Annotated in this window: 9 protein-coding genes; 6 read left to right on the top strand and 3 right to left on the bottom strand. The window is 70.2% G+C overall.

Translation table 11 applies throughout. The features are described from left to right. Positions 1–496 precede the first annotated feature (496 nt). Positions 497–1,543: an A/G-specific adenine glycosylase gene (mutY, locus tag AB7O82_RS32045; RefSeq protein WP_428555572.1), complete on the bottom strand. Its 1,047-nt coding sequence runs from the start codon at positions 1,541–1,543 to the stop codon at positions 497–499. Between the two features lie 211 nt (positions 1,544–1,754). Between mutY and AB7O82_RS32040 the strand changes: the two genes are divergently transcribed. From AB7O82_RS32040 to AB7O82_RS32020, 5 genes are all read left to right on the top strand, one after another. After that, positions 1,755–2,822: a DciA family protein gene (locus tag AB7O82_RS32040; RefSeq protein ID WP_428555574.1), complete on the top strand. Its 1,068-nt coding sequence runs from the start codon at positions 1,755–1,757 to the stop codon at positions 2,820–2,822. A gap of 54 nt (positions 2,823–2,876) precedes the next feature. Then, the gene (locus AB7O82_RS32035; protein WP_428555577.1) at positions 2,877–3,536 is read left to right on the top strand and encodes a DsbA family protein; all 660 of its coding nucleotides are present in this window, start codon (positions 2,877–2,879) and stop codon (positions 3,534–3,536) included. A 33-nt stretch (positions 3,537–3,569) separates the two neighbouring features. Continuing rightward, on the top strand, positions 3,570–7,226 hold the full coding sequence (locus tag AB7O82_RS32030; RefSeq protein ID WP_428621139.1) for an AAA family ATPase: 3,657 nt from the start codon (positions 3,570–3,572) through the stop codon (positions 7,224–7,226). A 220-nt stretch (positions 7,227–7,446) separates the two neighbouring features. Continuing rightward, entirely contained in the window at positions 7,447–8,634 is a 1,188-nt protein-coding gene (gene dapE / locus AB7O82_RS32025; protein ID WP_428552550.1) for a succinyl-diaminopimelate desuccinylase, read from the top strand. 8 nt (positions 8,635–8,642) lie between these two features. Then, on the top strand, positions 8,643–9,227 hold the full coding sequence (locus tag AB7O82_RS32020) for a hypothetical protein (protein ID WP_428552553.1): 585 nt from the start codon (positions 8,643–8,645) through the stop codon (positions 9,225–9,227). Here AB7O82_RS32020 and truA read toward each other — a convergent pair. Both truA and fmt read right to left on the bottom strand, forming a co-directional pair. Further along, entirely contained in the window at positions 9,177–9,986 is an 810-nt protein-coding gene (gene truA / locus AB7O82_RS32015) for a tRNA pseudouridine(38-40) synthase TruA (protein WP_428552555.1), read from the bottom strand. The two genes, AB7O82_RS32020 and truA, sit on opposite strands and share 51 nt — an antisense overlap. Before the next feature lie 4 nt (positions 9,987–9,990). Next, a complete protein-coding gene (gene fmt / locus AB7O82_RS32010) occupies positions 9,991–10,941 on the bottom strand; it encodes a methionyl-tRNA formyltransferase (RefSeq protein WP_428552558.1) in 951 nt (316 codons plus the stop codon). A gap of 340 nt (positions 10,942–11,281) precedes the next feature. On the opposite strand from fmt, the gene zapE reads away from it, so the two are divergent. Continuing rightward, positions 11,282–12,460 (top strand): cell division protein ZapE, encoded by a 1,179-nt coding sequence (gene zapE, locus AB7O82_RS32005; RefSeq protein ID WP_428552561.1) that lies wholly within the window; start codon positions 11,282–11,284, stop codon positions 12,458–12,460. The last annotated feature ends 238 nt before the right edge of the window (positions 12,461–12,698 follow it).

Here is a 12,698-nt window from a genome sequence, read left to right as displayed (position 1 = left end):
CTAGATTTGTAGGTCAACCGCGGCACCTGGACCGGATCGGGGTGGTTCGTGCCGGAACTCTGCTGGACCGGGTTGACGTCACGCAAATCCCGGCTAGCGTGGGCAGAGGCGGGCGACGACTCGTTGCCGGCGACGGCGCAGCATCAAGGAGGATGGATCATGCGCAAGCTCGAGGTCGTGGCCGGGATCGTTTGCGGTCGCTTCGGCACCCACGGCATGCGGCCCGGTCGGATGCTGGCCGTGCCAGCGAACGAAGCCGACGCAGCGCGCCCGGCTGACGCAATGTCGTCCGCTTGCGTCACGCGCAAGCGATTGAGATCAAATGCAAATGACGCTGTGACGCAAATGACGCAAGATTTCAGGCCGACTCTCGCTGCCACCAGGACCCCGAACGCAGAACGGCGATCCGAACGCAGGCGAACGCACGCTTGCGTTCGGCCAACCCGTTGATTCCGAAGGGTTTCGAACGCACCGAACGCAGAAATGCGGCCTCGTTCTATTCTTTGAAGGCGTGGGCGATCACCTTGCGCATCACCGTCGGCAGGGCGCGCTCGGTCATGCGGTCGATGGTGCACCACGCCGCGCCGGGCAGTCCGGCCGGACCGTCGGTCGCGGCGGTGGCGCGGGCCACGGTGAGCTCGAGATGAAAATGCGTAAAGGTGTGGCGCACGATGCCGTCGAGGATCCGCCAGCTCGCGTGCACCGGCGCCTCGACGAGGGCGCTTTCGGCCGCGAACGTGCCCTCGCGCCAGGCGCTCGACGGCACCTCGTCCATGCCGCCCAGCAGGCCCGTGACCGGCCGCTTGCGCAGCAGGACGGCGCCGTCGCGGCGGGCCAGGACGAAGGCGAGGCCGCGCCGCGTCGGCTTTTGCTGTTTGGGCGCGCGGGCAGGGAGCTGCTCGGCGATGCCAAGCTTGCGGGCGCGGCAGGCGGTGGCGAGAGGGCAGAGCATGCAGCGCGGGTTGCGCGGCATGCACACGGTTGCCCCGAGATCCATCAACGCCTGCGCATAGTCGCCGGCGCGATTGCGCGGCACCAGCCTCGCGGCATGCTCGGCGATCTCGGGCTTGGCGTCGGGCAGCGGCGTTTCTATCGCGAACAGGCGGGCGATCACCCGCTCGACATTGCCGTCGACCGCCGAGGCCGGGCGGTCGAAGGCGATCGCCGCGATTGCCGCTGCGGTGTAGCGTCCGATGCCGGGCAGCGCGCGCAGCGCGTCCTCGTCGTCGGGGAAGCGGCCGGCATGCTGCTCCGTCACAGCCCTGGCGCAGGCGTGCAGGTTGCGTGCGCGGGCGTAGTAGCCGAGGCCGGCCCACGCCGAGAGCACGTCGTCGAGCGGCGCGGCGGCCAGCGCCTCGACCTTGGGCCATCGGGCGATGAAGCGGCGGAAATAATCGCCGACCGTGGTCACCGTGGTCTGCTGCAGCATGATCTCGGAGAGCCACACGACGTAGGGCTCGGGCCGTTCGCCGGCAGGCGCGCGCCACGGCAGGGTGCGACGATGGCGATCGTACCAGGCAAGCACTCGTGAAGCGTGGCTCATGGTCTCATCGCTGGGAGCGCGCCCTCATCGGCGCCAACTTTGATGACATTGGGCGTCATTCGCTGGGAGCGCGCCACTCCGATGGCGCTCATGGGATATTCAATCAACAAATGAAGAGCGCCATCGGAGTGGCGCGCTCCCAGCAAAGACGCACGAGGTTCCGCCTGACAGCAAACCGCTCTAGCATAGGAACACGAGTTTGAAAGGGTCCATGCGGGAAAACGGCTTCCGGGCCATCGGCGGTCTGACGCAGCGGCTGACCTCCGGCATCGCCAAGGGCCGCGGCGCCTCGATCGCGCGCCTGCGCGCCGACTGGTCGGCGATCGTCGGTCCGGACCTCGCTGCGGCCACTTGGCCCGACGCCCTGACCTCGGGCCGCGGCCGCGCCGGCAAGGTGCTGCGGCTCTCGGTGTCGGGCGCCGCCGCCCTCGAGGTCCAGCACAAGGCGGGGCAGGTGGTCGAGCGCGTGAACGGCTACTACGGGCACCGCATGGTCGACACCGTCCGCGTCGTGCAGGGCATGGTGCCGCGCCGCCGCGGGCTCGCGGAAGAGCGGGCGCCGGCCCCCACGCCGGACCAGGTCGCCGACATGGCCGAGCGCGCGAAGTCGGTGGAGGATCCCGAGCTCAGGGCGGCGCTGGCGCGGCTCGGCGCGCGCATCAACCGGCGGCATCTCCTGGTCGGCGGGCTGGGTGCGACGTTGCTATCCGGGCCCGAGGCGCGGGCCCAAGGCCAAGACCGCGCGCGCGACAAGCTCCTGGAGGCGCTGCCCGACGATCACATCCTCGGCGATCGCAACGCGCCCAACACCCTGATCGACTACGCCTCTTTCACTTGCCCGCACTGCGCCAATTTCTACATCGCGGTGATGCCGACCCTGCGTCAGGAATGGATCGATCCCGGCAAGCTGCGCCTGATCCATCGCCACTTCCCGTCCGACCTCGTGGCCACCCGTACCGCCCAGCTCACAGAATGCGCCCCGCCGGACAGGTTCTTCGCCACGGTCGAGCTGCTGTTCCGCCGCCAGGTTGACTGGCTGTCGGTCGGCGACCCCCTGGTCGAGGTCGTTACGGTGCTGGCGGGCGAGGGCATCACCCAGGGGAAGGCGGCGGCCTGCTTCGCCAACGACAAGGCGCTGGACAAGGTGGTGGCTGACGTGCAGTCGGGCCAGACGCTCGGGGTCCGCTTCACGCCGACCTTGTTCATCAACGAGGAATTCTACGGCAACCCGGGCGGCGCCGATGCCGTCGCTGCAATATTACGCCAGGTGGGGCGCTAAGCGTTTGACACCCCACAGGGGCTGTTTCCAAGATGTAGTGGAGAGGAAGAGGGAATGCGGAATATCTTGATCGTCGCCGGCGGCGTCGTGGCGGTCGCCGCGATTGTGCTCGGCGTCTGGTTCGGGACCCGTGCGCCCGCCCCCGGACCCGCTCCGGTGGCCGTGGCGGGGACGCCGGACAAGACCGCGCTGCTCGCCGTCCAGCCCGGCGACCATGTCCTGGGCGACGCCAAGGCGCCGATCACCCTGATCGAGTACGCTTCGTTCACCTGCCCGCATTGTGCGCATTTCCACACCCAGATCCTGCCCGAGCTGAAGAAGAAGTGGATCGACAGCGGCAAGGTGAAGCTGGTCTACCGCGACTTCCCGCTCGACCAGGTCGCCGCCAAGGCGGCGCAGATCGCCGAATGCGCGCCGGCCGACCGTTACTTCCCCATCATCGATCTCATCTTCCGCAACCAGGCGACCTGGGCGACCGGCTCCGACCCGATCGCCGAGCTCGCCAAGCCGCTGCGCATCGCCGGCATGGGCGAAAACGAGATCAAGGCCTGCCTCGCCAACGAGGCCAAGGCCAACCAGGTGGTTGCCGACTACAAGGGCGGCGAGGTTCTGGGCGTCAACTCGACGCCGACGCTGTTCATCGATGGCCAGCTCTATCGCGGGGCGCGGTCGGTCGACGAGCTCGACGCGGCGTTCGCCAAGCTCGGGAAGTAAATGGACAACCGGCAACAGACAGGCGTGGTGTAGATGGTGCAGTTCGACAAGCTCCGGCTTTCCGGCTTCAAGTCCTTCGTCGACCCGACGGAGCTCGCCATCGAGCCTGGCATGACCGGAATCGTTGGCCCCAACGGCTGCGGCAAGTCGAACCTCGTCGAAGCGCTGAAGTGGGTGATGGGCGAGACCTCGGCCAAGCAGATGCGCGGCAGCGAGATGGAGGACGTCATCTTCGCCGGCACCGGCGGCCGGCCGGCGCGCAACATCGCCGAGGTGCTGCTGACGCTCGACAACCGCACGCGCACCGCGCCGGCCATGGTGAACGACGCCGACCAGCTCGACATCGTGCGCCGCATCGAGCGCGGCCACGGCTCGTCCTACTCGGTGAACGGCCGCGACATCCGCGCCCGCGACGTGCAGACCCTGTTCGCCGACGCCGCGACCGGGTCGCGCTCGACGGCGCTGGTCAGCCAGGGCCGCATCGGCACGCTGATCAATGCCAAGCCGGCCGACCGGCGGATGGTCATCGACGAGGCGGCCGGCATCACCGGCCTCTATGCCCGCCGTCACGAGGCCGAGCTGCGCCTGCGCGCCGCCGAGCAGAACCTGGCGCGTGTGCAGGACGTGCTGGTGGCGCTCGAGGAGCAGCACAAGGGATTGAAGCGGCAGGCCCGCCAGGCGAGCCGCTATCGCAACCTGACCGACCACATAAGGCGCGCCGAGGCGGCGGTGCTGGCGCTCAGGCTGTCGGCCGCCGAGCGCGAGCTTTCGGAAGCGGCCGAGCGTCTCAAGGAGGCCGAGGCCGAGGTCGCCGACCTCACGCGCCTGGTTGGCCTCGCGACGACGGCGCAGGCCGAGGCGGCGACGTCGCTGCCGCCGCTGCGCAACGACGAAGCCACCGCGGCGGCGGCGCTGCAGCGGTTGCGCGTGGCACACGATGCGCTCACCGCCGAGGCCGAGCGGGTGGCGCAGGCCCAGCAGGAGGCCGAGACGAGGCTGCGCCAGGCCGAGTCCGACCTGATGCGCGAGCACGGCCGCAAGGGCGATGCCGAGACCGCGATCGCCGATCTCGACGCGCAGCGCGGCCGTCTCGAGGAAGAACGGGTGGGCGAGGACGAGCGCGCCCAGGCGGCGGCCGAGGCGCGCGATGCGGCGCGGACCGAGACCGAGACGGCCGAGGCCGAGCACGACCGGCTCAATCGCCAGATCGCCGACGACGAGGCATCGCGGGCGAGCGTCAGCCGCGAGATCGCCGAGCTGCAGGAGCGCCTGCGCCGCCTGTTCGCGCGCCGCGAGGAGATCGCCGGGCAACAGCGCCAGATCGAGGACGAGCTTGCCCGCCTGCCGGCGCTGGCCGAGGTCGAAGCCGCGCTCGAGACGGCACGCGAGACCCTGGAACGGACGCGGAGCGAGGGCCAGGAGGCGATCGAGGCGGCCCGCGAGGCCGAGCGCTACGAATCGGATGCCGCCCGGCAGGCCGTCGCCAAGGCCGAAGCCGAGCGCCTCGACATGGAGCGCGCCCGGCTGGCCGAGCGCCGCGCCGCCGAGGCGAGCCACCAAGCGGCCGGCGAAGCTGTCCGGGAGATCAACGCCCGGCTGACCAAGCTGCGCGCCGAGGAGGCGGGCATCGCCGCGGCGCTGAAGTCGGCGGCGTCGTCGCTGTGGCCGCCGCTGCTCGATGCGCTCACCGTCGAGCCGGGCTTCGAGAAGGCGCTGGGCGCGGCGTTCGGCGAGGAGCTCGAGGCGTCGTCCGACCGCGGCGCGCCGATCCACTGGCTGCCGCTCGGCCCGCTCGCGGAAGCGCCGGCGCTGCCGGACGGTGCGACCCCTCTTGGCCGGCACGTCGCTGCCCTGCCCGAGCTCGAGCGCCGCATCGCCTTCATCGGCGTGGTCGCCGACGAGACCACGGGCGCCGCCCTGCAGGCCGGGCTGGCGCCGGGCCAGCAGCTGGTGACGCGCGACGGCGCGGTGTGGCGCTGGGACGGCTACACCATGCGCGCCGGCGCGCCGTCGACCGCGGCGGTGCGGCTCAGTCAGCGCAACCGGCTGGCCGAGATCCGCCAGCAGATCGATGCGACGGTGGCCGAGCAGACGGCGGCGCAGGCGCGGCTCGACGCCGAGACCGGCTGGCTCGCCGCCGCCGTCGACGCCGAGAAGGCCTGCGTCGACCAGGCGCGCGCGCACGAGCGCGCGGTGGCCGATGCGGCGCGGCGCAAGGCGACGGAAGCGGGCGAAGCGACGCGGTTGGCCGAACGGGCCGCGCAGAGCGCGCTGGCGGGCGCCGAGCGCGCTGCCCTCTCGGCGCGCGACCGCCATGCCGAGGTGGCGCGCCGCACCGACCAGCTGCGCACGCGGCTCGGTGGCCTCGAGCGCACGGTCGAGGAGCTGGCGGGCGACATCGCCGATGGCGAGATGCGGCGCACCTTCCGCCAGGCGCGCCTGTCGGCGATCGCCGACACGCAGGCCGATCGTGTCGCCGCGGGGGTGCTGCGGGGACGCATCGCCGAGCTGCGCGCGGCGCTGGTCGAGGCCGAGGGCCAGTGCGACCGGCTGGCGCGCGAGGCGGCGATGCGGCTGGAGCGGCTCGGCCAGATCGCCCAGGACCGTGACGGCTGGGCCAAGCGGCTGGCCGACGCCGAAGGGCAGATCGGCGAGCTCGATCAGCGGCACGAGCAGATCGCGGCGTCCCTTGCCGAGCTGGCCAACAAGCCGGCCGAGATCGAGGCCAAGCGCGAGGCACTGGGCGAGGAGATCGCCGGCGCCGAGCAGCGTCGCCAGGAAGCCGCCGACCGGCTCGCCGTGGGCGAGACGCGACTCGGCGAGGCCGACAAGGCGCTGAAGCAGGCCGAGGCCGAGCTCGCCACGGCGCGCGAGAGCCGGGTGCGGCGCGAGGGCCAGGTCGAGCAGGCGACGCGCGATCGCGAGGCGGTCATCGAGCGCATCGCCGAGCGGCTGCGCTGCGAGCCCGACGGCGTGCTGGCGCTGGCCGAGGTGCAGTCGCTCGAGGAGCTGCCCGACATCGCCAAGGCCGAGCATCGGCTCGAACGGCTGGTCCACGAGCGCGAGACCATGGGCGCGGTCAACCTGCGGGCCGAGGAGGAGGCGAGCGAGCTCGAGCAGCAGATCGCCGGCATGACCGCCGAGCGCGACGACCTGATCGCCGCGATCGGCCGCCTGCGCCAGGGCATCCAGAGCCTCAACCGCGAGGGCCGCGAGCGCTTCCTCGCCGCCTTCGAGCAGGTGAGCGGCCACTTCCAGCAGCTCTTCACCAAGCTGTTCGGCGGCGGCAAGGCGGAGCTGCGGCTGACCGAGTCGGAGGACCCGCTCGAGGCCGGTCTCGAGATCCACGCCAGCCCGCCGGGCAAGAAGCTGCAGGTGATGTCGCTCCTGTCGGGCGGCGAGCAGGCGCTGACCGCGCTTTCGCTCCTGTTCGCCGTGTTCATGACCAATCCGGCGCCGATCTGCGTGCTCGACGAGGTCGACGCGCCGCTCGACGACATCAACGTCGAACGTTTCTGCGGCCTGGTGAAGGAGATCGCCGGCCGCACCGATACGCGTTTCATGGTGATCACCCATCACCGTGTCACCATGGCGCGCATGGACCGCCTCTACGGCGTGACCATGGCCGAGCAGGGCGTCTCGCAACTCGTGTCCGTGAACCTGATGGAGGCCGACAGGATCGCGGCATGAGCGATGCGCCCTGACCGGGCGCGCCTCTCCGGCGCAACCCCGGACGGCAGAGCTCGAGCAAGCAACAAGACTATCTTCCTCTCTCTCAATCGACTGGGCGCCGGTCCGCCAGGACCGGCGCCGTTTTCTTTGCACTTCATTTTCCTCCCCAGCGAAGACGCTGGGGACGAGGGCATGAACGAGGTTCTCTTTGCAGGGACAGGGATGTAGTGTCGCAGTCATGCCCGATACGATGACAACCGACGTCACCGACGTTGTCGAGCTGACGCGCGCGCTGGTCCGCTGCGAGAGCGTGACGCCGCGCGAGGCAGGCGCCCTGCAGCTTCTGGAGAAGGTGCTGGGCGATCTCGGCCTCGCGTGCGAGCGCATGGATTTCAGCCAGGCCGGCACCGACGATGTCGCCAACCTCTATGCCCGCATCGGCACTTCCGGCCGGCACTTCTGCTTCGCCGGGCACTCCGACGTCGTGCCAGTGGGCGACCTGTCGTCGTGGACCATCGGGCCGTTCTCCGCCGAGCTGTCGGCCGGCTACCTGTTCGGGCGCGGCGCCGCCGACATGAAAGGCGCGATCGCCGCCTTCACCGACGCGCTGGCGCGCTTCCTGGCCCGCCGCGGCCGCGACTTCGGCGGCTCGATCAGCCTGATGATCACCGGCGATGAGGAGGGACCGGCGGTGAACGGCACGGTCAAGATGCTGCAGCGTCTCGCCGGGCGCGGCGAGACGATCGATGCCTGCGTGGTCGGCGAGCCGACCAGCTCGAGGCGGTTCGGCGACATGATGAAGATCGGCCGGCGCGGCAGCATGACGGTCGACATGGTGGTGCGCGGCGTCCAGGGCCACGTCGCCTATCCCGACCGGCTCGACAACGCCATCCACCGCCTGTCGGCGATGATCGAGGCGCTGGTGCGCGAGCCGATCGACAAGGGCAGCACGCATTTCCAGCCGACCTCGCTGCAATTCACCACCGTCGATGTCGGCAACAAGGCGACCAACATCGCGCCCGGCGTGGCCAAGGCGCGCTTCAACGTGCGCTTCAACGACCTGTGGACCTCCAAGACCCTGCTGGCCCATCTCGAGGGACGTCTCGATCGCGCCAATGCGGCGCTGGGCGGCGTCGGCACGATCGAGCTTTCGACCGAGGTGTCGGGCGAGTCGTTCTACACACCGCCGGGGCCGCTCAGCGATCTGGTGGCCGGCGCCATCCGCGATGTCGCCGGCGTCGAGGCCGAGCTGTCGACCACCGGCGGCACGTCGGACGCGCGCTTCATCCGCAGCTACTGCCCGGTGCTCGAGTTCGGCCTGGTCGGCGAGACCATGCACAAGGTCGACGAGAAGAGCGCGGTCGCCGACTTGGCGATGTTGGCCCGCGTCTACGAGACCGTGCTCGACCGCTTTTTCGCGGCGTAGGGACGATCGTGCTCAGCGCCGCAGAGATCGCGCGCGGCGTTCAGGGGGCGCTGGAGTTCCTGCAGCGCGACCCGGCGGCGCCGCGCTACTTCGAGAACACCATGGAAGCCTGCCTGCGCTCGTTCCGGGTGATGGCCGTGGTGGCGCCGCTCTATGCCCTCTATCTGCTGATCTACTACGCCAACGTCACCACCGTGTCGGACGAGCTCGAGATCCTGTTCGTCGAGGCGGTGCGCTACGTCGTCGACTGGCTGCTCTACCCGGTGCTGTTCTACGAGGCGGCGCGCCGGCAGGGCTGGCTCGATCGCTACGCGCGCTACATCGGCGCGCTCAACTGGATCAACCTGCCGGCGATGGTGATTGCGCTGGTCAGTCTGACCGTCGCCTCGATATCGCCAACGGCGATCGCCATCCTGATCGATCTCGGTCTCAGGGCGCTGCTCTTCTACTGGTTCCTGGTGACGACGCGAATGGTGATCGGCACGAGCTGGCCGATGTCGGTGGTCCTGCTGATCGTCAACTGGGTGCCGTCGCTCCTTCTGTCACTGCTCGTCGCCCGCATTCTCGGCGTCGTTCCCGTCGCGGCCGGCTGAGGATCTGCTTGCAGACCCCGAATCGTAGCGCACCTCCATCAGGCAGAGGCCTTGCGGCGGCGCCGTCGGCCCGGCGCGCGTGCGATCGCGCGCGGCCAGCGCCTGCTCGACGTCCCGGCGGCTCCATTGACCGCGCCCGACCAACTGCAGCGTGCCGACCAGGATGCGCACCTGGTTGTGCAGGAAGGAGCGCGCGGCGACGTCGATGGCGATGCGATCGCCGTCTCGCGCGACGTCGAGCCGGTCGAGCGTCTTCAGCGACGAGGCGGCCTGGCAGGCGGTCGAGCGGAAGCTGTTGAAATCGTGCCGCCCGACCAGCAGCGCCGCGGCATCGGCCATCGCAGCGCTGTCGAGCGCCACCGGGACGTGCCAGACGCGGCCGCGCTCGAGCGCCGGCGGCGCCCGCCGGTTCAGGATCAGGTAGCGGTAGCGTCGTGACGTTGCCGAGAAGCGGGCGTGAAAATCGGCCGGAACGGCGGCCGCTTCGATGACGACGATCGGCTGCGGCTTGAGATGAAAGTTGATCGCCGCCTGCACCGTTGCGGGCGCGTGCTGGCGCTCGAAGTCGACGTGCGCCACCTGGCCCGCGGCGTGCACGCCGGTGTCGGTGCGGCCGGCGCCGTGCATCGTGACGCGCTCGCCGCAGAACGCGAACGCCGCCTCCTCGAGCGCGGCCTGCACCGAGGGGCCGTTGTCCTGGCGCTGCCAGCCGACGAACGGTGCGCCGTCGTACTCGACGGTGAGCTTGTAGCGCGGCACGCGATCAGGCGGGCAGCGAGGCGGTCGCCGGCGGCGCCAGCACCGTCCCGGCAGAGAGCGCGAAGCCGCGCAAAAAACTGTCGGCGGGTTGGGCCGTCTTGCCGGCGCGCTGCAGGGTCAGAAGCTTGAGGCCACCGACGCCGCAGGCGACCACGGGAAAGCCGTCGCGGCCGATGCTGACGGTGCCCGGTGCACCGGCGGCCAGGGCGAGCGTCGCTGCGTGCACCTTGATTCGTTCGCCGGCGATCTCGAACCAGGTGCCAGGCCAGGGATGGAAGCCGCGCACCTTGCGCTCGAGCTCGGCCGCCGGCCGGCGCCAGTCGAGCGCGCCTTCCTCGCGGCCGAGCTTGTGGGCATAGACGACGCCCTCTTCAGGTTGCGGCACCGCCTCGATGGTCCTGCGCAGGAGCCCGTCGAGCGCCGCCACGATCAGGCGAGCGCCCAGTTCCGCCAATCGGTCGTGCACCGTCTCGGCGGTGTCGGCGGCGGAGATCGGCGTGCGCTCGGCGAGCAGCATCGGCCCGGTGTCGAGGCCCTCGTCCATGCGCATGATGGTGACCCCGGTCTCGGCGTCACCAGCCAGGATGGCGCGATGGATCGGCGCCGCGCCGCGCCATCGCGGCAGCAGCGATCCATGGATGTTGAGGCAGCCCAGCACCGGCGCGTCGAGGAAGCTCCTGGGCAGGATGTGGCCGTAGGAGACGACGACAGCGGCATCGAGGTCGAGCGCCTTGAAAGCCTCGGCCTCCGCAGGCTGGCGCAGGCCCTTCGGCGTGCGCACCTCGAGGCCGAGCGACAGGGCGCACTCGTGCACCGGCGTGCGGCGCTCGCGCTGGCCGCGGCCAGCCGGCCTGGGCGCGCGGGTATAGACCGCGACGATCTCATGGCCGGCATCGACCAGCGCAACGAGCGCCGGGACGGCGAAATCGGAGGTGCCGAGAAAGGCAAGCTTCATCGCCGGACCTTATAGGCAGCCGCGCGACGGCGAGCCAGAAGCACCTTCCGTTCGGCTGGCACGGCCGAACATATGCTCCAGAACCGCTGTCGTTTCTCTTTGGACCGCGGGCATCCCGCCCGCCCATGACTCATGCCGATGAGCGGGCGGGACGCCCGCGGTCCAAATAGATCCCTCGCTCACGGCGTTTGCGACGCCAAGCGCCTTGCTCGCGATGACAGAAGTGTCGTTGCAGTTGGAGCACTTGCTTCATTGCGATCGCTCAGGCGCGCATTTTCACTTTGATGGAACCGCTCGAGGTTCCCTCTCAACGGAAATCGCTCTAGGTATGCGCCGGCAAATGACTGGATCTGTTCCCACGACCGCCGGCGTCCCGAGTGTTGGCAAAGGACCCGCAGCCAACCTCGCCGCCCGCCGGGCCGCGGGCGAAGTTCATGCCGATCCCGTGCAGGAGAAGGTCGTGCTGCGGCTGCAGGCGGTCTACGACCAGCTGGCGGCGCTCGCCGACCACCCCGCACCCCGGCGCGGCCTGCTCGCCCGCCTCGGCCTGGTGGCGGCACCGAAGCCGCCGGTCGGCCCGCATGGTCTCTACATCTGGGGCCCGGTCGGTCGCGGCAAGTCGATGCTGATGGACCTGTTCTTCGCCGATGCGCCGGTGGCGCAGAAGCGGCGCGTGCACTTCCACGAGTTCATGCTCGAGGTGCAGGAGCGCCTGCACAAGCGGCGCGAGAAGCTCGCCCGCGAGGGCGCGCCACCGGAAGCCGATACCATCGTGCCGATCGCCCGCGAGATCGCCCACGAGACGCGGCTGCTGTGCTTCGACGAGTTCCAGGTGACCAACATCGCCGACGCGATGATCCTGGCGCGCCTGTTCGAGACTCTGTTCGACGAGGGCATCACCGTCATCGCCACCTCCAACCGCGCGCCCGACGAGCTCTACAAGGACGGCCTGCAGCGCGACCGCTTCCTGCCCTTCATCGATCTCCTGAAGCAGCGCCTGGAAATCCTCGAGCTGGGCGGTGGCCACGACTACCGCATGGACCGCCTGCGCACCCTCGACGTCTACCTGACGCCGCTCGGCGCCTGGGCGACGGCCAAGCTCGACGAGGCGTTCCGCGCGCTGAGCAACGGGGCCGACGGCGAGCCGCGTGTGCTGCGCACCCAGGGCCGCGACGTCGACGTCCCGCGCGCCGCGCCCGGCGTCGCCATGGCGCATTATCTCGACTGGTGCGCCAAGCCTATGGGCGCCGCCGACTTCATCTGCATCGCCGAGAATTTCCACACCGTCATCGTGGCGGAGGTTCCGCAGATGGGGCCGGACAGCCAGGACAAGGCGGCGCGCTTCGTCACCATGATCGACTCGTTCTACGAGAAGAAGGTGAAGTTCGTCTGCTCGGCGGCGACGGCCCCGGCACGGCTCTACATGGAGGGCGACGGCGCCTTCGAGTTCCAGCGCACGGTGTCGCGTCTCATGGAGATGCAGAGCCCCGAGTACTTGGCCCTGCCGCACATCGCCTGATTGTGATTGTGAGCCATGGGCCGTGCGGCCTAGGCTCCGCGGCCGAGTCAACCCCCAGGGAGGCATTGTATGGATGGCGATCGCATGATTTCGCTCGAAGAGCGCGGCCAGGAGCGCGGCGTGTCGCGGCGCACCGCCATGCTGGCGACCGGCGGCGCGCTCGGCAGCACGTTCGCGCTGTCGGTCCAGCCGGTGCAGGCGCAGACCATGATCACCACGCCGGCCGACGGCCTAACCG

This window comes from Reyranella sp., assembly GCF_050185545.1.
Taxonomy (GTDB): domain Bacteria; phylum Pseudomonadota; class Alphaproteobacteria; order Reyranellales; family Reyranellaceae; genus Reyranella.
This window is presented reverse-complemented; position numbering and strand designations above follow the sequence as displayed.